Here is a 21,764-nt window from a genome sequence, read left to right as displayed (position 1 = left end):
TGTCAGGCTCTCCTACTTGAAGAAGCCGTCGTAGTTGTGCATCTTCAGCTGGCTCTCCACCTTGCTCATGGTGTCGAGGGCCACGCCGATCATGATGAGGATCGAGGTGCCGCCGAACGCCTGGATGAGCGTGTTGCCGGTGAAGTAGAAGATGATCGTCGGCACCACCGCGATGGCGGCGATGAAGATGCCGCCGGGCAGCGTGACGCGATGCAGCACGTTCTTGATGTAGGTGACCGTGGCCGTGCCCGGGCGCACGCCGGGAATGAAGCCGCCCTGCTTGCGCAGGTTGTCGGCCGTCTCCTCCGGGTTGAACACCATGGAGGTGTAGAAGTACGCGAAGAACACGATGAGCAGGACCGTGAGGATCCAGTTCACCCAGCCGGTGGAGATGGCATCGGCCACCGCCGTCAGCCAGCCCACGTTGAAGAGCGCCGCCAGCTGCGCCGGGAAGTAGATGAGGCAGCTCGCGAAGATGATGGGGATGACGCCCGCCGCATTCACCTTGAGGGGAATGTAGGTGGACTGGCCGCCCATCATCTTGCGACCCTGCACGCGCTTGGCGTAGTTCACCGGGATGCGGCGCTGGGCGCGCTCGACGAAGATGATCGCCGGGATGCACGCGAGCACCACGAGCAGCGTGACCACCGTGATGGCGATGCCCATGCCCGTGTCCGCCGTCAGGTTCAGCGACGAGAAGATGGCGTTCGGAACGCGCGACACGATGCTCACGAAGATGATGAGCGACATGCCGTTGCCCACGCCGCGCTGGGTGATGAGCTCGCCCATCCACATGATGAACGCCGTGCCCGCCACCAGCGTGAACACGACGAGGATGTCGGTCACGATCTCGGGGATGTCGGTGGTGAACACCACGCCGTACTGGGGCGACTTGAACAGCAGCAGGTAGCCCACCGCGTTGATGAGGCCCAGGCCCAGCGTGAGGTAGCGCGTCACCTGCGTGATCTTGCGGCGGCCCGTCTCGCCTTCCTTGGCCCAGCGGCCCACAGCCGGGATGACGCCCTGCATGAGCTGCATGATGATCGATGCCGTGATGTAGGGCATGATGCCGAGCGAGAACACCGAGAAGTTCGACAGCGCGCCGCCTGTGAACAGGTCGAGCATGGTCATCGACACGCCGCCGCTCTGGGTGAACTGGTTGGCGAACTCGTTGAACGGGATTCCCGGCACCGGCACGTACGCGCCGAACCGGTACAGCGCCAAGATCCCGAGCGTGAACAAGATCTTCTTGCGTAGCTCGGGAACCTTGAATGCAGCGATGATAGAGCTTAGCAAGGCTCTTCGACCTTTCCTCCGGCCGCCTCGATCTTCGCCTTGGCGGAAGCAGACACTTTGTCGACCTTGACCGTGAGCGCCTTGGTGATCTCGCCGTCGCCGAGCACCTTCACCAGCGCGTCGGCGTGCTTGATGACGCCCTTGGCCTTGAGGCTCTCGCCGTCCACCACGTCGCCGGCCTCGAAGACCTCCTCGAGACGCTTGACGTTGACGGGCAGGTACTCCACATGGTTGATGTTCTTGAAGCCGGGCAGCTTCGGCAGACGACGCGCGAGCGGGGTCTGGCCGCCCTCGAAACCGGCGCCCTTGCCGCCGCCGGCGCGGGACTTCTGGCCGTTCATGCCGCGGCCGGACGTCTTGCCCGTGCCGGAGCCGTTGCCGCGGCCGACGCGCTTGCGCGCCTTGCGGGAGCCTTCAGCCGGCTTGAGATCCTTGAGTTCCATAGTGATGCTTCTCCTTCTGTCGCTTCCGGGCCCTCTTCGCCCGGCGCTGGCAGCTCGCCGCCAGCAAACTTCCTTTACAACGAAGCGATTGCGCGCCGCTTGAGGGCACGCAATCGCTTAGTATAGCATTGTCTTCCCGCGAGGGTTAGATTTCCTCAACGGTCACAAGGTGCTTGACCTTGAAGATCATGCCGCGCACGGACTCGTTGTCCACGAGGTCCGACGTGCGGTTGATCTTGCCCAGGCCCAGCGCGCGCAGGGTCTTGCCCTGGTCGCCCGGGCAGCCGATGGCGCTCTTCACCTGGGTGACGCGCAGCGTCCTTTTAGCGTCAGCCATTACTTCTGCTCCTTCCAGCCGTAGATCTGGGCGACGGACATGCCGCGGCGCTCAGCCACCTGCTCGGGGCTCTGCATCTCCTTGAGGCCCTCGGCCGTGGCCTTGACCACGTTCATGACGTTGTCGGTGCCGAGCGACTTGGCGAAGCAGTCGGTGACGCCCGCGAGCTCCATGACGGCACGCGCCGCGCCGCCGGCGATAACGCCGGTACCGGGCGTGGCCGGCTTGATGAGCACGCGGCCGGCGCCGTACTCGCCGACGATCTCGTGCGGCAGCGTCTTCTCGGCCGTCAGCGGCACGGAGAACATGTTCTTCTTCGCGTCCTCCACGCCCTTCTTGATGGCGATGGGCACTTCCTGGGACTTGCCCATGCCCACGCCCACGCGGCCGTTGCGGTCGCCGACCACCACGAGCGCGGTGAGGGCGAAGCGACGGCCGCCCTTGACGACCTTCGACACGCGGTTGATGTAGACGACGCGCTCCTCGAGCTCGGGGACTGCGGCGTTGTCCTGCTTGTTGTTACGAGCCATAGACCTTAACCCCTTCTAGAATTTCAACCCGGCATCGCGGGCGGCGTCGGCGAGAGCCTTCACGCGGCCGTGATACAGGTTGCCGCCACGGTCGAACACGACTTCCGTGACACCGGACTCCTGCGCTTTCTTGCCCGCGATCTCGCCCAGGGCGGCAGCGCCCTCGACGGTCGCGCCGCTCTTGCCCGTGGCCTTGAACTCGGGGCCGAGCGTGGAGACGCCGCAGATGGTCTTGCCGGCGACGTCGTCGACGAACTGCACGTAGATGTTGGAGTTGCTGCGCGTGACGCACAGGCGAGGACGAGCCGGCGTGCCGGAGATCTTCCCGCGAACGCGACGATGGCGACGAGCCAACGCAGCTTGCTTTTTCTGAAGCTTGTTCATGATTATCCCTTCGATCTCAATCGTTCGCGGCTCGCGCCTAGTCCTTGCCAGCCTTGCCAACCTTGCGACGGACATGCTCGCCCTCGTAGCGGATGCCCTTGCCCTTGTAGGGCTCCGGCTTGCGCCACTTGCGGATGTTGGCCGCAACCTGGCCGACCTGCTCCTTGGAGATGCCGTTCACGATGATCTCCGTCTGGCTGGGAACCTCGAACGTGATGTTCTCGGGAGCCTCCACCAACACGGGGTGGGAGAAGCCGAGCTGCATCTCGAGGTCCTTGCCCTTGAGCGCGGCACGGTAGCCCACGCCCACGAGCTGCAGCTTCTTCGAGAAGCCGTTGGACACGCCCTCCACCATGTTGGCGATGAGCGTGCGCACCAGGCCGTGGTAGGCCTTGGCCTCGCGCGAATCGTCAGGACGCTCGACGATAACCTCGCCGCCCTCCTGCTTGATGGTCATGATCTCGGGGAACGTGCGGGTCAGCTCGCCCTTCGCACCCTTCACCGTCACGGTGGTGCCGTCGATGGTCACTTCGACGCCGGCAGGAACGGTGATGGGCAGTTTGCCGATACGAGACATATCAAACCTCCCTTTCCTACCAGATGTAGGCGATGACTTCGCCGCCGATGCCCTTTTTACGGGCATCGCGATCGGTCATGACGCCGTTGCTTGTCGAGATGATGGCCGTGCCGAGGCCGCCGAGCACGCGGGGCAGCTCGTCCTTGCCGGCGTAGATGCGCAGGCCGGGCTTCGAGATGCGCTTGATGCCGCGGATGGTCTTGGCCTTCTTGTCGCCGTACTTGAGCGTGATCTCGAGCGTCGCGCGGGGCTCGCCCTCGACGACGTCGTAGCCCTGCACGTAGCCCTCTTCCTGCATGATGCGGGCGATCTCGACAAGCTTCTTGCTCGACGGCATGGAAACCGTCGCCTTGCCGGCAGAGTGAGCGTTACGCACGCGCGTAAGCATGTCTGCGATGGGGTCGGTCATGGTCATGATTGTTTTCTCCTTTGGTCCGTGATGAGCCTGCAGGTCCGGTTCGTCGGCGCCCGTAACGCCTCCGCCTGAACCGTGGCACACCCGCGTGATTCGGTCGTGTGGCTTACCACGAAGACTTGGTCACGCCGGGCAGTTCGCCTTTGTTGGCCAACTCGCGCAAGCAGACGCGGCACAGGCCGAACTTGCGGTAGTAGGCGCGGGGACGTCCGCAACGCGTGCAGCGGTTGTGCTGGCGCGTCGAGAACTTCGGCTCGCGCTTGGCCTTGGCGATCATCGATTTCTTAGCCATGCAAATCCTTCTTTCTCGTATCCAACCCGCCGGGCTTTCTCCGGCGGGCTCGAGTGCACTTTCAGCGCAGGCCGCGCACGACGCGCGACCTTGGGCGGGCGTAGGTCGGGGCTAGTCCTTGTCCTTGTCCTTGAACGGGAAGCCCAGCGCGCTGAGCAGCGCGAAGGCGTCGTCGTTGTTCTCGGCCGTCGTCACGAACGTGATGTCCATGCCGCGCGTGCGATCGATCTTGTCGTAGTCGATCTCCGGGAAGATGAGCTGCTCGGTGATGCCGAGCGTGTAGTTGCCGCGGCCGTCGAAGCTGGTCGGCGAGATGCCGCGGAAGTCGCGCACGCGGGGCAGCGCCGTGGCCAGCAGGCGGTCGAGGAACTCCCACATGCGGTCGCCGCGCAGCGTGACCTTGCAGCCGATGGGCTGGCCCTCGCGCACATGGAAGCCCGCGATGGACTTCCGGGCGCGGGTGATAGCCGGCTGCTGGCCCGTGATGATGCGCAGGTCGGCCATGGCGGCGTCGAGCAGCTTGTGGTCGGCGGCGGCGGCGCCGACGCCCATGTTCACCACGATCTTCTCGATGCGCGGGACCTCGTTGACGTTCTTGACGCCCAGCTCCGACTCGAGCTTGGCGACGATCTCGCTGTTGTACTTTTCCTTCAGGCGAGGAGCAGTCATTCGCTTGTTTCCTTTCGATGAATTAAACGCAGGATTTCCGACCCTGCGTCCCTTACCGCCGAAGCGGCAGGGGTCATTATAGTGCATCGATCGCTGTTTCGCTGGTCGTTCGTAGAGTCAGCGAGGGCGGTTGCGGTGCCCCGAATTCGCGGGATCGCGAAGGCGAAGCGTACTTCGGTACGTGAGCCTTCGTGATCGTGCGAAGGCGGGGTGCCGCAGCCGGCCGCAGCGTCGACCCGTTCCGTCGGCCGTCAGGCCGACGGAACCAACTAATCGATATCCTTGCCGCACTTCTTGCAGACGCGGACCTTCTTGCCCTCGTCGTTGACGCGCTTGCTGACGCGGGAGGCCTGCTTGCACTCGGGGCACACCAGCATCACGTTGGACACGTGGATGGGAGCCTCCACCGACGAGATGCCGCCCTGCGGGTTCTGCTGGGTGGGGCGAAGGGCCTTCTTGACCACGTTCACCTTCTCGACGACGACGCGCTGCTTCTGCGGAAGGGCGCGCAGGACGATGCCCTCCTTGCCCTTGTCCTTGCCGGCAAGAACCTTGACCTTATCGCCCTTTTTGACATTCATGCTGTTCATTGCGCACACCCCCTTAGAGCGTCTCAGGTGCCAGGGACACGATCTTCATGTACTTCTTGTCGCGCAGCTCGCGGGCCACGGGCCCGAAGATGCGCGTGCCGCGCGGTGCGCCGTTGGCGTCGATGAGCACGGCGGCGTTCTGGTCGAACTTGATGTAGCTGCCGTCGGCGCGACGAACTTCCTTCTTCACGCGAACGACCACGCAGCGGACGACATCGCCCTTCTTCACGTTGGTGTTCGGCGCGGCTTCTTTAACGCTGCAGATGATGACATCGCCCAGTCCTGCGTAACGGCGCTTGGAGCCGCCGAGGACCTTGATGCACTGCACCTTGCGAGCGCCGGAGTTATCGGCCACTGCGAGCATGGTTTGCATCTGAATCATTGCTTCAACCCAACTTTCATCTCGGTAGTCTGAGCGGGATGCCCGTCAGGCTACTTGGCCTTCTCGACGATCTTCACCAAACGCCAGCGCTTCATCTTCGACAGCGGACGCGTCTCCATGATCTGGACGGTGTCGCCGACGCCGGCCTCGTTGTTCTCGTCGTGGGCGTGGAACTTCTTGCTGGTGGTCATCATCTTGCCGTACACCGGATGCGGCTTGCGCTCCTTGACTTGCACGACGCAGGTCTTGTCGTTGGCGGCGCTCACGACGACGCCCTGACGGACCTTGCGGGAGTTGCGATCTTCACTCATGTATATTCAACCTTCCTCGACCGTCAGGCCTTAAGCGTTCAGCTCGCGGGCGCGCATCTCGGTCTGGATGCGGGCGATGTCCTTTTTGACCTGCTTCACGCGGGCGGTGTTGTCAAGCTGGCTCGTGGCCATCTGGAAGCGCAGGTTGAAAAGCTCCGCGCGCGCTTCCTTGAGCTTCGCCTGCAAATCGTCGGCAGACAGCTCACGGATCTCTGCTGCTTTCATTTATTCCTGCCCTTCCGTTTCACGAGAAACAATCTTGCACTTGATGGGCAACTTGTTGATGGCGAGACGGAGCGCTTCCTTGGCGGTGGCTTCGTCGACGCCGTCGATCTCGAACATGATGCGGCCGGGCTTGACGACCGCGACCCATGCCTCGGGGTTGCCCTTGCCGGAACCCATGCGGGTCTCAGCCGGCTTCTGCGTGATCGGCTTGTCGGGGAAGATCGTGATCCACACCTTGCCGCCACGCTTCATGTGGCGGGTCATGGCGATACGAGCGGCCTCGATCTGGCGGTTGGTGATCCAGTGGGCTTCGAGCGCCTGGATGCCGTAGGAGCCGTGGTTCAGCCGGGTGCCGCCTTTGGCCTTGCCCTTCATGGAACCACGCTGCACCTTGCGGTGCTTGACGCGCTTAGGTACGAGCATTTACTTTGCCCTCCTATCGTTACGATCGTTGCGACGGGGACGGCTGGGGCGGGACGTGCCCTCGAGTGCCGGCTGGGGCGCCTTCTGGCCGGGGAGCACTTCGCCGTGGTACACCCACACCTGCACGCCGATGGAGCCCATCGTGGTGGCGGCGGTGGCGAAACCGTAGTCGATCTTCGCACGCAGCGTGTGCAGCGGCACGCGACCCTCGCGGTACCACTCGCGGCGGCTCATCTCCGCGCCGCCGAGGCGGCCGGAGCACTGGATGCGGATGCCCTTGGCGCCGCTCTTGCGGGCGGACTGGACCGCCTTGCGCATGGCGCGGCGGAAGGCCACGCGGCCCTCGAGCTGCTCGGCGACGGACTGCGCGATGAGCGCGGCGTCGAGCTCGGGGCGCTTGACCTCGATGACCTCGATGGACACCGGGCCGTTGGCCACCTTCTCCAGCTTCTTGCGCAGAGAGTCGATCTCGGCGCCCTTCTTGCCGATCACGACGCCCGGACGGGCCGTGGTGACGATGATCTTGATCTTGTCGCCGGCGCGCTCGATCTCGACCTTGGAGACGGCGGCACGGGCGAGCTGCTTGTCCAAAAACTTCCTGATGGCCAAGTCGTTTTCCAGGTTCTTGGCGTAATCTTTGTCGGCGTACCAGCGGCTGCGCCAATCCTCGGTGATGCCAAGGCGGAACCCGGTGGGGCTTACTTTCTGACCCATGCGGCTTATGCCTCCTCTCGCGGTGCAACGATGATCGTGATGTGGCTCGTGCGCTTGCGGATGCGCGACGCGGAGCCCTTGGCGCGCGGACGGATGCGCTTGAGCGTGGGGCCCTCATCGGCGAAGGCCGTCTTCACGACGAGCGTCTCCGGGCGCACGTGGTGCAGGTTCTCGGCGTTGGCCACGGCGGAGTTCAGCACCTTGGCCACCACCTCCGCGATGGCGCGGTCCGAGAACTGCAGGATCTCGCGAGCGGCGGGCACGGACTTGCCGCGGATCAGGTCGATGACGATGCGCGCCTTGCGGGGCGAAACGCGGACGTAGCGTGCGGTTGCTTTAGCTTCCATTGTTCACCCCTTCTTATCGCTTCTTGCCCTTATCGGCGGAATGTCCCTTGAACGTGCGGGTGGGGGCGAACTCGCCCAGCTTGTGGCCCACCATGGACTCGGTGACGTACACCGGCACGTGCTTGCGGCCATCATGCACGGCAATGGTGTGTCCCACCATGTCCGGGAAGATGGTGCTCGAGCGCGACCAGGTCTTGACGACGTTCTTCTCGCCCGCCGCGTTCATCTTCTCGATGCGATCAAGAAGGCGCGGTTCAACGAAAGGACCCTTCTTCAAACTTCTACTCACTATTACTCCTTATCGTGCTCGCGCTACTTCTTGCGACGGCGGATGATCAAGCGGCTCGAAGCCTTCTTGGGATTGCGGGTGCGATGGCCCTTCGTGGGAACGCCCCACGGAGTGACCGGGTGACGGCCGGCGGACTTGTTCTTGCCCTCGCCGCCGCCGTGCGGGTGGTCGACCGGGTTCATGACGGTGCCGCGGACGGAGGGGCGGATGCCCTTCCAGCGGTTGCGGCCGGCCTTGCCCACCTTGATGTTGGAGTGCTCGGCGTTGCCGACCTCGCCCACCGTGGCGCGGCACGTGACGAGCACGCGGCGCATCTCGGAGGACGGCATGCGCAGGATGGCGTAGTTGCCCTCCTTGCCCATGAGCTGGATGCTCGTGCCGGCGGAGCGGGCGATAGCGGCGCCCTTGCCCGGCTGGAGCTCCACGGCGTGGATGAGCGTGCCGACGGGGATGTTGGCCAGCGGCAGCGCGTTGCCCGCCTTGATGTCGGCCTCGGGGCCGCTCACGACGGTGTCGCCCACGCGCAGGCCCTTCGGATGAAGGATGTAGCGCTTCTCGCCGTCAGCGTAGTTCAGCAGGGCGATGCGGGCCGAGCGGTTCGGGTCGTACTCGATGGTGGCGACCTTCGCGGGGACGCCGTCCTTGTTGCGCTTGAAGTCGATGATGCGGTAACGGCGCTTGTTGCCGCCGCCCTGGTGGCGGGTGGTGATGCGGCCGTTGTTGTTGCGCCCTGCCTTGTTCGACAGCGGCGCAAGCAGGGACTTCTCCGGCTTGTCCGTCGTGATCTCGGAGAAGTCCGAGACCGTCTGGAAGCGTCGGCCGGGGCTGGTCGGCTTGTACTGCTTGACTCCCATGTTCTTCCTTTCTTCGGGTTCCCGCTCGCACGCCTCTCCGTACCCCGGAAACCCTTCGTCTCTTCGTGGCGCCGATTGCCGCTTGGAACCCTGGGGAGGCTTGGCCCCTGCGACTCCGGCTTGCCACGCGTCCGGGTGTATCCATCAATGACCAGACGCAACCGAGAATTATAGACAGAAATCACGAGGGGTTCAAGAAGAATTTCCTGATGGCCGTTCGTGACACAACCTGCACACAAGCTCGGCCGCTCAGCCCTGCGCGGAGGCGGGAGTGCGTTACAATGGACGCGATGCTGCCGCGCCGGGGGCGCGGCGCGTTCGACGGGCAGGATCGCGAGACGGGCGGGTTCGGCATGAAGTGGAACGTTTCTGCGGAGGTCATCGCCTTCATCATCGTATGCATCATCATGGTGTACTCGCGCAAGAGCCACGCCGTTCCCTCGCGCAAGAACCGGCTGTTCAGGATCTGCCTCGTCACCACCATCTGCGCCATCGGCGCGAATCTGGCCTCCACGCTGATGATAGCCTACGCGCCTGCGCAGCTCGTGCCCCTCACCTGGGTCGTCACGTGGGTGTACTTCGTGCTCACGCCGCTTCTGGGCGCCGCGTACTTCTACTACGCCGTGGCGGTGGTGAGCGAGGCGCGCCCCGTTGCGGCGTGGAGGATCGCGGTGAGCACCCTGCCCTGCGTCCTGTACCTGGTCTGCGCGCTCGTCGACATCCCCACCGGCTGCCTGTTCTCCTTCGATGCGGCGGGCGTCTACCAGCAGGGCCCGCTCGTGCTTACCACCTACCTCGTGTTCTACTTCTACTGCATCACCTGCTTCGTGCTGGTCGTGTTCACGCGGGTGCCCATCGATCCGAGCATCAAGCGCATCCTGGCCGTGTTCCCGCTCATCGCCGTGGCCGTGATCGCCGTGCAGCAGGCCTTCCCCACCTACCTGCTGTCGGGGTCGGCCGCGGCGTGCTCGCTGCTCATCATCTACCTGTACCTGCAGAACAAGCGCCTGTCGGTGGACCTGCTCACGGGCGTGCCGAACCGCCAGGAGTTCCTCTCGATGGTGTCGCTCATGCACGGCGCGCAGCAGCCCTTCACGGCGGCGCTCGTGTCGCTGTCGAGCTTCAAGTTCGTGAACGACCGCTTCGGCCACGAGAGCGGCGACCGGTTTTTGCGCGGGTTCGCCGGGTTCCTCGAGGGGCTCGGCGGCGGCGTGCGGGTCTTCCGCTACAGCGGCGACCAGTTCGCCCTCATCGTGGACGAGGCGCCCGCGCGCTCCGGGGAGACGGCGCGCGAGACGGCGGCCGACGTGCTCGAGACGCTGCGCGCGCGGCTCGATGAGGCGTGGCGCGTGGGAGGGACGTCCTACAACGTGTCGACGGCCATCGGCGTGGTGGCCTACCCCGCCATCGCGCGCACGCCCGACGAGGTGGTGGCGGCGCTCGAGTACACGACGGCGTGCTCGAAGGAGCTCGGCCCGAACGTGCCCTGCGCGTGCACGCCCGAGATGATGGACGCCATCCACCGGCGCAGCGACCTCACCGCCGTCGTGCGCGCCGCCGTGGCCGACGGGGGCCTCTCGGTGCATTTCCAGCCCATCTGGTCGGAGGAGGAGGGGCGCTTCGTCGCAGCCGAGGCGCTCTGCCGCCTCGCCGACGGGGAGATGGGGCCCGTCTCGCCCGAGGAGTTCATCCCCGTCGCAGAGAAGGAGGGGCTCATCACCGACCTCACCGCCTTCGTGCTCGACCGCTCCTGCGCGTTCGTGCGCGCCTACCGCGACGCGCATCCGGACACGGCGTTCCGCGGCGTGTCCGTGAACTTCTCGGCCGTGCAGTTCATGCAGGAGGATTTGGCCGACGAGGTGCTCGGCGTCGTCGAGCGCCACGGCATCCCGCCGTCGTGTCTGCGCATCGAGCTCACGGAGAGCGCCATCGTGGCGAACCCGGAGGCGGTGCACGCGTTCATGAGGCGGCTGCGCGAGCAGGGCGTGCGCTTCTACCTGGACGACTTCGGCACGGGGTTCTCCAACTTCTCCACCATCCTGAGCCTTCCGGTGGACATCGTGAAGCTGGACAAGAGCATATTGTGGTCGGCTTCGGCCGGTCAGGGGATGCAGGAGCTGCTGGGGATGCTCGAGCACCTCATCGCCGGCTTCTCGTGCCTCGGGACGAAGGTGCTCTGCGAGGGGGTGGAGACCGAGCGGCAGCGCGAGATGCTGGGCCGCTCCGGATGCGAGCTCATGCAGGGCTACCTGTTCTCGCGCCCGCTGCCGCCCGACGAGGCGGCGTCCGCCATCGCGCGGAGCGAGGCGGACGCCGAAGGGGCTCTCTGAGCGGAGGCGCGCGGGGCTACTTCGCGGGCGGCTCCTCCACGATGACCTCCGCGTGGTCGAGCAGCCACTGGTTGGCCTTGATGCGCTCGGCGGCCTCGCGCAGGGCGAAGCCGCGGCCGCTCTCCTCCATCTCGCGGCGGGCCGCCTTGGGGTTCTGCGGGTTCATGCCGCGGGCGGCCGCGTCGAGGTCCTCCTCGGTGACGGCCATCTTCTCGTGGCGGAACAGCGCGTCGAGCGCGTAGCCCTGCACGAGCATCTCGCGCGTCTGCATCATCATGAGCATGCCGAACTGCTGCTCGCCGCCCTGGCTCTGCACGAACTGCTCGAAGGGGATGCCCTGCTGGGCCAGCTGGCCGCGCAGGTTGGTGACGAGCGTCTTCTGCATGGCCTCGTAGACGGCGTCCTCGATGCGACCCTTGAAGCGCTTCCCCAGCTCGGCGGCGGCCATCTGCAGCTTGTAGGACTCGTACTGCGCCGTGCGCTCCGCGCCGAGGCGATCGGCGATGCCGCCGCGCAGGGCGGCCGCGTCGCGGTACATGGGCAGGTTCTTGGCCACCCACTCGTCGTCGATTTCGGGGACGACCTTCTTCTGCATCTCCTTGACGGTGACGGTGCAGTCGAACGTGCCGTCCGCGCCGTTCTCGCCGGCGCCGGGCACGTCGAACGAGAACGACTTGGTCTCGCCCACCTCCATGCCGATGAGCTGCTGCTCGAAGCTGTCGGGCATGAGGCCCATGCCGGTGAGGTAGGTGCGCCCCTCGGTGGACAGGTTGTCGAGCTTCTCTCCGTTCTGGGACGCCTCGAGCGCGAGCAGCATGCTGTCGCCGGCGCGCACCGGATGCGGCTCGTCGGAGACGAACTCGGCGTAGCTGTCGGCTATCTGCGCGAGCTGGGCCTCAACCTCGGCCTCTTCGATCTCGAGCGGCGGCACCGTGATGGTGACCGGGTCGTAGGAGGTCAGCTCGTAGTCGGGCTTGGGCGCGACGCGCAGCTCGAACGAGAACGTCTGACCGCGCTTGAGGGGCGCCGCGTGAGCGGGCGTGGGCGGGTAGGCCGGCACGATGTTGCGCTTGTCGATGGCGAACGGCGCGAGGTACTCCACGGCCTGCTGCGCCACGATGGCGTCGAGGTCCTTGATGCCCATCTGCGCCTCGGCGGCCTGGGCCACCGTCTGGCCGGGCATGACCTGGAGGTTCATCTGCTGCGCGAAGCCGTAGTGCGCCATCGTGAGCGCATGGCTCACCTCGGCGGTGGACGCGACGGCCTCGAGCAGGATACGGCCGTCGTCGAGCTTCTTCTCAGTCACTTTCATGGGGGTCCCCTATCTGTCTTCACTCATTGATGCGCTATTGTAGCGCACCGGGAACGCGCCGGGCCCCGCGGCGCGCGTTCGGCACACGGAATCAACTGCCGCAGCGGGCGGCGTCGCCCTTCGATATATAACTCGCAGCATCATGGACAAGATCGGCCTTCGGGACTGATTTTGAAGCAGAAACCTCTGGGACGAGATTCTGCCACCAGGGGTTTTGTCAGTTCACGGCGTCGAACCGCGCAGAATTTCAGTCCCGAAGGCCGATTTTGTCCACAACGTCCAAACACCACCACCCTCTTATGGACAGAATCGAAGGTTATGGGAACGACTGACGCGGCATGCGCGAACGCTCCGATAGCGAACTGGGGGAACAGTGCGTGCGAAGAGGTTGGGGCAGCTTCAAGGCCCGGTTTCGTTCCCACAACCTTCGATTCTGTCCATGATGCTCTGGCGCATATATCAACTGCTGGCGCCGCGCGGGATCCTTCGACTCCGCGCCTTCGGCGCTCCGCTCAGGATGACAAAGGAAGCCCCAGGTTGAACCCTTCTTTTTGCCGCCAAGGTGCGAGCGGCCCCGCCCCCCAGGCGTCACTCGTTCGACTTGAGGCTCTCCACCATGTCGATGCGGGCGAGTTTGCGGCGCATGGCCAGCATCACGAGCACGGTGAACAGCATCGTGAGCAGAAACGCGATCGCGAAGCTGGCCGGGTGGATGACGCGGCCGAACATGACCTGGTCCACCTCGGCGGTGACCACGACGAAGCCCTCCATCCACACGCCGAACACGAGCCCGACCAGGCTGCCGATGACGGAGAGCAGCGCCGTCTCGCGGTAGATGTAGGCGTCCACCTCGCGCGGCGTGAAGCCGAGCACCTTGAGGGTGGCGATCTCGCGCATGCGCTCGGTGATGTTGATGTTCGTGAGGTTGTACAGCACGATGAACGCGAGCGCGGCCGCGGCAACCACGAGCACCACCACGATCATGTTCACGCTGGAGAGCATGTCGCGGTAGGCCTCGATGGTCTCGTCGTTGTAGGCGACCGTCTTCACGCCCTCGATGGCGCCGAGCTTCTCGGTGAGCTGGGCGCGCGCGTCGGGGTCGGTGGTGGTGACGGCGAGGACGGTGGTGAACGGCGGGCGGGCGCCCATGAGCTCGTCGTAGCGGTCGGGCCCGATGAACACGTAGTTGTAGATGTAGTTCTCCATGATGCCGGTAGCCTCGGCCTCGTGCGGCGAGCCCGTCGCGTTGCCGATGGCGTCCTGCTCGGTGAGCCGCACGTCGCCGCCCACGGCCACGCCCAGCTGGTCGGCCAGCTTCTCGCTCAAGACGACGCCGGCGTTGCCGAGCTCGATGGGCTCGTGGCCTACGCGCGTGCGCATGAGCACGAACTCGTCCAGGCGCGAGGGTTCCTCGGGCACGATGACCTGCACGTGCACGTCGGCGTCATCGGGGCCGCTCGCCATCATGTTCAGGCGCTCGGCCCGCATGTGCGCGCTCACGTAGCGGGAATCGTCCAGAAGGTCGTCGAGCTCTTCCCGGGAGGCGCGCGGCAGGTCCTCCTCCACCGAGATCATGGCGTTGTACTTGGTGATGGTGCCGAACTGGTTATCGATGATGTCGTTGATGGCGTCGGAGAGCCCGAGCCCCGTGAGCAGAAGCGCCGTGCAGCCCGCGATGCCGATGACGGTCATCACGAAGCGCTTCTTGTAGCGGAAGAGGTTGCGGAACGTCACCTTCCACGAGAACGACAGGCGCCGCCACACGGGCCCCACGCGCTCAAGCAGGATGCGCTTGCCCGCCTTCGGCGCACGCGGCAGCATGAGCGTGGCCGGCCGCTCGCGCAGCGTAGCCCCGGCGGCCGCGGCCGTGGCCACGAGCGTCACGCCCACGCCGAGGCCGCCCGCCAGCGTTGCGAGCCCCCAGTCGATGGGCAGGGGCAGCGGTTGGGCGGGCACGAAGTAGATGATGGCGTAGGCCTTCATGATGACGGCGGGCAGCACCTGCGACAGGATGCCGATGCCCACCAGGCTGCCGGCCACGCTGGCCGCGGCCGCGTAGGCGAGGTACTTCGAGGCGATGCGCCGCCGGCTGTAGCCGAGCGCCTTGAACGTGCCGATGAGCAGACGTTCCTCCTCCACCATGCGCGTCATGGTGGTGAGCGCCACGAGCGCGGCCACGAGGAAGAAGATGAACGGGAACACGGCCGCGATGCTGTCCACGCGGTCGGCGTCGGCGTCGAAGCTGGCCACGCCGTAGTTGGCGGTGCGATCCATGACGTACCACTCGGGGTTCTCGATGCCGTCGATCTGGCGCTGCGCATCGTCGAGCTGGCGGGCGGCGTCGGCCAGCTGCTCGTCGGCGTCGGCCTTCTGCGCCTCGTATTCGGCCAGACCGCTCTCGTAGTCCGCCAGGCCGCTCTCGTAGTCGGCCTTGCCCTGCGCCAGCTGCTCGCGGCCGCTCGCGATCTGCGCGGCGGCGTCGTCGAGCTGCTGCTGCGCGGCCGCAAGCTGGGAGTCGGCCTGCGAGCGCGCGGCGGCGAGGTCGGCCTCACCCTGCTCAACCTGCGCGACGGCGGCATCGAAGGCCGCCTTCTTCTCGTTGAAGGCCATCTGCTGCGCATCGAGCTCCTGTTTGCCGGCGTCGAGCGCGGTTTGGGCCTCGTCGAGCTGCCGCTTGGCCTCCTCGAGGGCGGGGCGCTGCTGCTCGAGCGCGGCCAGCTGCCCCTCGAGCGCCTGCTTCTGCGCCGCGAGCTCGCCCTGCTGCCGGACGAGCTCGGCGATGAGGTCGGCGTCCGTCGCCGGATCGAGCTCGTCGATCTGCTTCTGCAGGGCCTCGATGCCCGCCTGCGCCTTCGCGATGCCGTCTTGCAGCTGCGCGACGCCCGCCTCGAACGCGTCGGAGTTCTGCTGCCATTCGGCCCGCGCCTGCGCGAGCGCATCGGCCTGGGCCTGCCACTCCGCCTGCGCGGCGGCCAGCTGCGAGGCGCCCTCCTCGATGGCGGGTCGCGCCGCGTCCACCTGCGCACGGCCGTCGGCCGCCTGCTGCTCGGCGGCGGCCAGCTGCTGCTGGGCATTCGCCCGCTGGGTCGCCAGCTGGGCCGCCCCGTCGTCGTACTGGGCCTGCGCGTCGGCGAGCTTCCGCTCGTTGTCGGCGATGGCGGCGGCCGCGTCGTCGAGCTGGGCCTTCGCGTCGTCGAGCTGCTGCAACGCAGCGGCCAGCTGCGATTCGGCATCGGCCTTCTGCTTCTCGTAGTCGGCGCGCGCGTCGTCGAGCTCGGCCTGGGCGTCGGCGCGCAGGCCGTCGGCGCGGGCTTTCTCGCGCTTGGGGGCGAGGGCCTCGATGCGGTCGGTCACCTCGGCCACGCGCTCGTCGTAGGCGGCGCTGCCCGCGCGCACGTCCGCCGCGCCCGTCACGGCGAGGAACGCCTCGGTGAAGGGCAGGTCGGCCGAGAAGTCGTCCTCGGGCACGTACATGTACTGCGTAATGGACCCGCTGCCGAGCGAGGTGGCGCCCAGGCTCGAGGATGTGGCGTAGTACGGCGCGCTCACGAAGCCGACGACCGTGTACTCGTCCGCGACCAGGGCGTCCTCCATACCCTCGGCCTCCTCGACGATGCGCACGGCATCGCCTACGCGCGCGTCCTGCGCCGCCACAAGGTCGGCCGAGAGCACGCATTCGCCCTCGCGCTCGGGCCAGGCGCCCTCCACGAGAAGGGGGCGGTTCAGATAGTCCGGATCGTCCGAGCGTGCATGGATGCCGTCGGAGGTGTCGGAGGCGCGCGCCGCGTCCGGCAGCGAGTGCACGCGCGTGGCGTACTGCTCGCCCGCCACCTCGATCATGACGTCGGCCTCGTAGGCGGGCATGACGGCTTGCACGCCCTCCACGTCGCGCAGCGCCGCGATGTCGGCGTCGGTGAGGCCGAGGGTGGAGAGGACGCGCACGTCCATGAGCGCGGTGCCGTCGTAGTACGCGTCGGCCGCGGTCTTCATGTCGGGCGCGGTCATGCGCAAGCCGGCGTAGAACCCGGTGCCGAGCGCCACGATGGCCGCGATGGCCAAAAAGCGCCCGAGCGAGTGGGTGATCGACCGGAGGAGCTCTTTGTTGAACGCGCCGCCCACAGGCCCTCGGTCACCATTCGAGCGTGTCGGCGGAGGCGGGCGCGTCGTTGACCTCGACGCTTGCCGCACGGCCCCCGCGGACGCGGACGACGCGGTCGGCAATGGCGGTGAAGGCGGAGTTGTGCGTGATGAGCACGACCGTCTTGCCGGTGTCGTAGCACGTGTCCTGCAGAAGCTTCAGGATGGCCTTGCCCGTCTGATCGTCGAGCGCGCCGGTGGGCTCGTCGCACAGGAGCAGCTTGGGGTTCTTCGCGAGCGCGCGGGCGATGGCCACGCGCTGCTGCTCGCCGCCGGAGAGCTGCGCCGGGAAGTTGTCGAGGCGGTGCCCCAGGCCCACCTGCCCCAGCACTTCGGCCGCGTCGAGGGGATCCTTGCAGATCTGGCTGGCCAGCTCCACGTTCTCGAGCGCCGTGAGGTTCTGCACGAGGTTGTAGAATTGGAAAACGAAGCCGATGTCGTAGCGGCGGTAGTAGGTGAGCTCCTTGCTGCCGAACGCGCTCACCTCGCGGCCGTCGAGCACGATGGAGCCCGACGAGCAGGAGTCCATGCCGCCGAGCATGTTGAGCAGCGTCGTCTTGCCCGCGCCCGAGGGGCCCACGACCACGACGAGCTCGCCGCGCTCGATGTCGAACGTCATGCCGTCGACGGCGGCCACCTCGACCTCGCCCATGCGGTATACCTTCCGCACGTCGCGAAACTCCACGAACGCCACGGGTCCGCCTCCTTCGCCTCTTCCTGATGTCTGCCGGCCTTTCCCTCATGATACACGAAAGCGCCCTCTTGAACAGGGCGCTTTCACAAAGGGTTACCTTGCCTGGCGCGAGACGGCCCCGCGCTCACCCCACGTCCGTGAGCTGGTTGGCCTCGTCGGCGGAGAGCCAGCCTTCGGGCACGACGGCAGATGCGTGGCACTGGCTGCAGTACATGACCGAGGCGCGATGGGCCTTGTGGCAGGTGCCGCATTCCAGCTCCTCGTGATGGGACAGATGCGGGTTGTACACGCCCATGTCGACCGTGCGCTCGACAAGGTCCTCGCGCGTGAGGTTGTGGCAGCTCTCGTTGAGGCAGAACCCGTCTGCGCTCTTGCTCGCCTCAGCCGCGAGCTGCCCCAGCGTGCGCTCGGCGAGCGGGAACTCGTAGCCCCCCGTGACCCAGCTTGCGCCCTCGCCCACCTGTTGCGCCAGCGTAGGCTCGTGGCAGTCGAGGCACGTCTTGCCGTATCCCGCGTGCGTCGAAGCCAGCATGGAGGACGCATCGGCCACCTCGTTGCCCCACTTGTCGGAGGCCGAACCCGACGAATCGGCCTCGTAAGTGGCAAGGTAGCCGTCCATCGGGGTGTGGCAGATGGCCCCGCAGAAGCCGGGCTGCTCGTGCCAGACCGCGAATCCCGCTCCGGCGGCTATCAACACTGCGGCCACGACGCCGATGGCGACCGCAACCTTGCGTCCGCGCCGCTTCGGGGCGCTCGCGCCCTCGTTTCGCTCATCATGCATGGGAAGCCTCCTTCTTCAGGTCGCCGGCCAGAAGGCGCGCCACATGGCGGCCCTCCGTGCACGTGCGCCCGCACGCGCACGCCACGATGTACTCGGGATAGTTGTCGGAGAAGAAGCATCCCGACACGTCGCCCGCTGCGTACAGGCCTTCGATCACGCGGTCGTTCGCGTCGAGCACCTGCATGTCGGCATTGATGCGCAAACCGTCGAGCGTGGTGAGCAGCGCCCCGCCGAACCAGCAGCCGTAGAACGGGGGCTTGGCGATGGAGGACAGTCGGTGCGGCTCCTTGCCGTAGTCGGCATCCTCGCCGGCCGCCGCCAGCTCGTTGTAGCGCTTGATGGTGTCCATGAGCCGCTGCGCGCCCTCGCCCTCGAAGCCCAGCTGCGCTGCCAGCTCCTCGAGCGAGTCGGCCCTGCACATAAGGCCCGTGCCGCCGTCCATGGCAAGGAAGTCGTCAAGCGGCATGCCCATCTGGATGAAGGCCGTGGTGTAGGCGGCGCATCCCGTGGTGCCGAAGCGCAGGATGTCCTCGGGCGCGTTGGCGTCGAAGATCTGGCACCACACGCCGCCCGGCTGGTAGCTTGCAGCGTTGCACAGGGTGTCGTAGGGCAGCGATTCGTTCACGAAGCGCTCGCCCTTGCGGTTCACCTTGAGGAAGGGCTGGCTTCCCACGTTGAGCTGGTACACCGTGCCCGGGAAGTGGCGATTGCCGTCGCGGTCGACCTTGTACCCGCAGTCGACGCCGGGCTTCACCGCGCCGCGGTCGAAGATGACGGGCGCGCCGTTCACGTCCTTGGCGCCTCCGGCCCACAGCCCCGCACGCAGGCCATAGCCGTCGCAGCGCGGGCTGTAGCTGGCCGCCGTGCAGCAGCGCTCGATAAGCGGCAGGTTGGCCTGCACCATCTCGGAATTCGCTGCGTAGCCGCCGGTGGCGAGCAGCGTGCCCTTGGTGGCCGTGATGCGCTTGAGGCCTGCGGGCGTCTGGAACAGCGCGCCGGTCACCTTGCCGTCGGCATGTTCGAGGCGCACGAGGTCGTGGAGGTAGGACACCTCGCGGCCCGCCTTCTGGATGCGCATCTCCAGGATGTCGTTACGCATGGGGTACTCGTAGGTGGGCAGGTAGAAGTGCTCGGTGGTGGGGGCCAGGTAGTACGTGCCGCCGGCGGGATGGTCGGGCTCCATCGGCGTGACGCCCAGCGTCTTGCCGGCCTCCTCCATGAGGGGAGTCAGCCATTCGACCAGCTCCTTGCCCTCCTCGAGCCACGTTTTGATGACGCGCTGGTCTACGCGACCCGAGGCGTAGCGCGTGAGCTCGTTCATCAGCTGCAGCTCGTCCACCGGCTCGGCGACCTCGAGGGAGTACTTCGTGTTCACCGCGCCCAGGTACTCGCGCGTGTCGCCCACGCATTCGCCCTTATCGGCCACGATGAAATCGAGCTCCAGGTCGCACGCCGTGGCGGCCGCCACCATGCCCGCGTTGCCCGCGCCGATGATGAGGAGCTCGGTGGTTTCCTCGATCGCGATGTCGCCCTCTGCGACGGCGGGCTCCTCGCCGAGCCAATACGTGCGCGCCTCCCGCACCTGCGCGTTTGCGTCGGGCGTCTCCGGTGCCTTCGGCGCGCAGCCTCCGAGCGCGCCTCCCACCAACGTCCCCGCCCCAGCCAGCATGCCGGCTTGCAGGAACCGCCGACGCGTCAGGCTCCCACCTGCTTTCGCCTGATTCATGTCTTCCTCCTTGCTCGCTTCGCTCTCGCATCTGAGACGGACCTGCGCGAGCAGCCGCCCAAGTCCGTCCGTTCACGAACCGCAGCATAGGGCGCGGGGCGGCGGCATGCCCCACATCGCGGATGCGGTTTATCGGGAATGCGGAAAATCGCGCAGCTGGGCGCCTCCCCACATCGAGCATGTGGGGAGGTTCGCCATCAGGGGCGTTATACTTGCAGAAGGCACTCAGCCGCACGAACGGAGGCGAGGATGGGCGAACAAGGTAAACGAGGCGGTCTGATCGTCCCCGTGCGCGCAGGGGCGGCACTCGCCTGCATGCTGCTGGTGTTCATCAACACGAACAGCGTCGTCTATCCCCAGATCGCGCTTATCTGGCCGCTCGCGCGCGAGGCGGCAACCTGGTTCGGCGTGGCGGTCATGGGGGCCATCGTCGCATGCGCCAACTACCGTCCCCGCCTGCTGGCGCGCCGCTGGTGGAACGCGGCGGCACTCGTCGCCACGGCGGGGTACGTCGCTTGCTGCCTGGCCGGGTTCGCCCTGCGAAGCCCCGCACTCGTGGTGGCGGGCGCGCTTTTGGACACGGTGGCCGAGGCGTGGCTCTTCGTACTGGTTTACGTCGCGCTCTCGCAAGTGGGAAAGGAACGACGCTCGCTCGTGGCCGCGGTAGGCTGCCTGGCCGCTTATCTAACGGAGCCCCTTGTGCAGCGCATGGATCCCTCTGCAGCGCTCGCGACGAACGCGCTGTGCCTGGCGGCCATCTTCCTGCTCACGCGCCCCCTTGTCGCCCGCCCGCTCGACGAGCTGGCAGCGGCGGCCCCGCAGGCCGAGCTCGCGGCCGCGAACCCGCTGTCGTTTCTGCCCGCCAACCATCTGCTGTACGTGACCATCCTGTTCTTCAGCACGGTGCAGGGCATCGCGCTCGCGCTTTCGAGCCTGGACGGAAGCGGGTTGGAGCCGAGCTTCGCCTTCGCTGCCCTCGCCATCGTCCTCGCGGCGCGCCTCATCCGCAAGCGCGAGCTGAACGCCGATGTGCTGTTCGGCGTCTTCGCGCTGCTCGTGTTGGCGGGGATGTTCCTCATACCGTCGAACCGCATGCTGCCCGGAGCGCTCATGCTGACCACCGAGTCGTTCCTCGACGCGGGATCGGCATGCTTCAACCTTTTGCTGGCGTTGCTCGTAGCCAACATCGCAGCGCGCAACGGCATAGCCGCCGTGCCGACCGCGGCCCTGGCGATCGGGCTCGCGTGGGCGGGCATCGGAGTGGGAACGCTGCTCGGCTATGGGAGCGCGCAGCTCACGGGCGCCAGCGACGCGGCGCTGGCGCCCGTGAGCTTCGTCGTGGCCATGGCGTTCGCCGCGTACTGCTTCGTCGCGCTCAAACGGTTCAGCTTCGAGGGCGTCGTGAACGGCATCCGCACCGCCGTAACGCCCGAGCCGCCCGCCGCGCCGGCGAGCACGGTGCATGAGAGGTGCGAGCGTGTGGCGCGGGAGAGGGGCCTCACGCCGCGCGAGACGGAGGTGCTGGAGCTTTTGGCGAGCGGCCGCACCGTCGGCGTCATTCGCGAGAAGCTGACGATCTCGCTCAACACCGCTCGCTTCCACACGAAGAACGTCTACGCCAAACTGGGCGTCCATTCCCAGCAAGAGCTCATCGACCTGGTGGACGAGGCAGGGCGGGAGAAATGAAGCATGCTCATCGAAACTCG

The 21,764-nt window shown here is 66.5% G+C and carries 25 protein-coding genes; 2 read left to right on the top strand and 23 right to left on the bottom strand.

The window, feature by feature from the left end:
• Nucleotides 1–12: 12 nt before the first annotated feature.
• The 18 genes from secY to rplB all read right to left on the bottom strand — a co-directional run bounded on the left by secY (nt 13) and on the right by rplB (nt 9,078).
• Nucleotides 13–1,296, bottom strand: a complete 1,284-nt coding sequence (gene secY, locus FX134_RS13555) for a preprotein translocase subunit SecY (protein WP_080803066.1) — start codon at nt 1,294–1,296, stop codon at nt 13–15.
• Nucleotides 1,290–1,739, bottom strand: coding sequence for a 50S ribosomal protein L15 (gene rplO / locus FX134_RS13550; protein ID WP_080803063.1), 450 nt, complete (start codon nt 1,737–1,739; stop codon nt 1,290–1,292). The genes secY and rplO overlap by 7 nt, the downstream gene beginning before the upstream one ends.
• A 145-nt stretch (nt 1,740–1,884) precedes the next feature.
• Entirely contained in the window at nt 1,885–2,076 is a 192-nt protein-coding gene (gene rpmD, locus FX134_RS13545; protein ID WP_080803060.1) for a 50S ribosomal protein L30, read from the bottom strand.
• Nucleotides 2,076–2,606 carry a 30S ribosomal protein S5 gene (gene rpsE, locus FX134_RS13540; protein WP_080803058.1) on the bottom strand — a complete coding sequence of 177 codons (531 nt, stop codon included), beginning with the start codon at nt 2,604–2,606 and terminating at the stop codon, nt 2,076–2,078. The genes rpmD and rpsE overlap by 1 nt, the downstream gene beginning before the upstream one ends.
• A 15-nt stretch (nt 2,607–2,621) precedes the next feature.
• A complete protein-coding gene (gene rplR, locus FX134_RS13535; protein ID WP_080803055.1) occupies nt 2,622–2,990 on the bottom strand; it encodes a 50S ribosomal protein L18 in 369 nt (122 codons plus the stop codon).
• A gap of 37 nt (nt 2,991–3,027) precedes the next feature.
• Nucleotides 3,028–3,567, bottom strand: a complete 540-nt coding sequence (rplF, locus tag FX134_RS13530) for a 50S ribosomal protein L6 (protein ID WP_080803052.1) — start codon at nt 3,565–3,567, stop codon at nt 3,028–3,030.
• 16 nt (nt 3,568–3,583) lie between these two features.
• Entirely contained in the window at nt 3,584–3,982 is a 399-nt protein-coding gene (rpsH, locus tag FX134_RS13525) for a 30S ribosomal protein S8 (RefSeq protein WP_080803049.1), read from the bottom strand.
• A 106-nt stretch (nt 3,983–4,088) separates the two neighbouring features.
• On the bottom strand, nt 4,089–4,274 hold the full coding sequence (locus FX134_RS13520; protein ID WP_041239446.1) for a type Z 30S ribosomal protein S14: 186 nt from the start codon (nt 4,272–4,274) through the stop codon (nt 4,089–4,091).
• A 111-nt stretch (nt 4,275–4,385) separates the two neighbouring features.
• The gene (gene rplE / locus FX134_RS13515; protein ID WP_080803046.1) at nt 4,386–4,943 is read right to left on the bottom strand and encodes a 50S ribosomal protein L5; all 558 of its coding nucleotides are present in this window, start codon (nt 4,941–4,943) and stop codon (nt 4,386–4,388) included.
• 269 nt (nt 4,944–5,212) lie between these two features.
• Nucleotides 5,213–5,533 (bottom strand): 50S ribosomal protein L24, encoded by a 321-nt coding sequence (gene rplX / locus FX134_RS13510; protein WP_080803042.1) that lies wholly within the window; start codon nt 5,531–5,533, stop codon nt 5,213–5,215.
• A 13-nt stretch (nt 5,534–5,546) separates the two neighbouring features.
• A complete protein-coding gene (gene rplN, locus FX134_RS13505) occupies nt 5,547–5,915 on the bottom strand; it encodes a 50S ribosomal protein L14 (RefSeq protein WP_080803039.1) in 369 nt (122 codons plus the stop codon).
• A gap of 50 nt (nt 5,916–5,965) precedes the next feature.
• The gene (gene rpsQ, locus FX134_RS13500; RefSeq protein ID WP_080803037.1) at nt 5,966–6,226 is read right to left on the bottom strand and encodes a 30S ribosomal protein S17; all 261 of its coding nucleotides are present in this window, start codon (nt 6,224–6,226) and stop codon (nt 5,966–5,968) included.
• A gap of 30 nt (nt 6,227–6,256) precedes the next feature.
• Nucleotides 6,257–6,451 carry a 50S ribosomal protein L29 gene (rpmC, locus tag FX134_RS13495; RefSeq protein ID WP_080803034.1) on the bottom strand — a complete coding sequence of 65 codons (195 nt, stop codon included), beginning with the start codon at nt 6,449–6,451 and terminating at the stop codon, nt 6,257–6,259.
• A complete protein-coding gene (gene rplP / locus FX134_RS13490; protein WP_080803031.1) occupies nt 6,452–6,874 on the bottom strand; it encodes a 50S ribosomal protein L16 in 423 nt (140 codons plus the stop codon).
• A complete protein-coding gene (rpsC, locus tag FX134_RS13485) occupies nt 6,875–7,588 on the bottom strand; it encodes a 30S ribosomal protein S3 (protein WP_080803028.1) in 714 nt (237 codons plus the stop codon).
• Between the two features lie 5 nt (nt 7,589–7,593).
• The gene (rplV, locus tag FX134_RS13480) at nt 7,594–7,935 is read right to left on the bottom strand and encodes a 50S ribosomal protein L22 (protein WP_080803025.1); all 342 of its coding nucleotides are present in this window, start codon (nt 7,933–7,935) and stop codon (nt 7,594–7,596) included.
• Between the two features lie 13 nt (nt 7,936–7,948).
• Entirely contained in the window at nt 7,949–8,224 is a 276-nt protein-coding gene (rpsS, locus tag FX134_RS13475) for a 30S ribosomal protein S19 (RefSeq protein WP_080803022.1), read from the bottom strand.
• 23 nt (nt 8,225–8,247) lie between these two features.
• On the bottom strand, nt 8,248–9,078 hold the full coding sequence (gene rplB, locus FX134_RS13470; protein WP_080803019.1) for a 50S ribosomal protein L2: 831 nt from the start codon (nt 9,076–9,078) through the stop codon (nt 8,248–8,250).
• A 281-nt stretch (nt 9,079–9,359) separates the two neighbouring features.
• Here rplB and FX134_RS13465 point away from each other — a divergent pair, with 281 nt between their 5' ends.
• Nucleotides 9,360–11,408, top strand: coding sequence for a putative bifunctional diguanylate cyclase/phosphodiesterase (locus tag FX134_RS13465; protein ID WP_172623495.1), 2,049 nt, complete (start codon nt 9,360–9,362; stop codon nt 11,406–11,408).
• A 16-nt stretch (nt 11,409–11,424) separates the two neighbouring features.
• Here FX134_RS13465 and FX134_RS13460 read toward each other — a convergent pair whose 3' ends face one another.
• The 5 genes from FX134_RS13460 to FX134_RS13440 form a co-directional block, all read right to left on the bottom strand.
• Nucleotides 11,425–12,720, bottom strand: a complete 1,296-nt coding sequence (locus tag FX134_RS13460) for a trigger factor (protein ID WP_080803013.1) — start codon at nt 12,718–12,720, stop codon at nt 11,425–11,427.
• Between the two features lie 588 nt (nt 12,721–13,308).
• Nucleotides 13,309–16,839, bottom strand: coding sequence for an ABC transporter permease (locus FX134_RS13455; protein WP_080803010.1), 3,531 nt, complete (start codon nt 16,837–16,839; stop codon nt 13,309–13,311).
• Between the two features lie 10 nt (nt 16,840–16,849).
• The gene (locus tag FX134_RS13450; RefSeq protein ID WP_080803007.1) at nt 16,850–17,551 is read right to left on the bottom strand and encodes an ABC transporter ATP-binding protein; all 702 of its coding nucleotides are present in this window, start codon (nt 17,549–17,551) and stop codon (nt 16,850–16,852) included.
• Nucleotides 17,552–17,675: 124 nt separating this feature from the next.
• Nucleotides 17,676–18,332 (bottom strand): cytochrome c-type protein Cgr1, encoded by a 657-nt coding sequence (cgr1, locus tag FX134_RS13445; protein WP_080803004.1) that lies wholly within the window; start codon nt 18,330–18,332, stop codon nt 17,676–17,678.
• Nucleotides 18,325–20,058: an FAD-binding protein gene (locus FX134_RS13440; RefSeq protein ID WP_080803001.1), complete on the bottom strand. Its 1,734-nt coding sequence runs from the start codon at nt 20,056–20,058 to the stop codon at nt 18,325–18,327. The genes cgr1 and FX134_RS13440 overlap by 8 nt, the downstream gene beginning before the upstream one ends.
• 249 nt (nt 20,059–20,307) lie before the next feature.
• On the opposite strand from FX134_RS13440, the gene FX134_RS13435 reads away from it, so the two are divergent.
• The gene (locus FX134_RS13435; protein WP_172623494.1) at nt 20,308–21,744 is read left to right on the top strand and encodes a LuxR C-terminal-related transcriptional regulator; all 1,437 of its coding nucleotides are present in this window, start codon (nt 20,308–20,310) and stop codon (nt 21,742–21,744) included.
• Nucleotides 21,745–21,764 lie beyond the last annotated feature (20 nt).

Source organism: Arabiibacter massiliensis (genome assembly GCF_902386925.1).
GTDB classification, from domain to species: domain Bacteria; phylum Actinomycetota; class Coriobacteriia; order Coriobacteriales; family Eggerthellaceae; genus Arabiibacter; species Arabiibacter massiliensis.
This window is presented reverse-complemented; position numbering and strand designations above follow the sequence as displayed.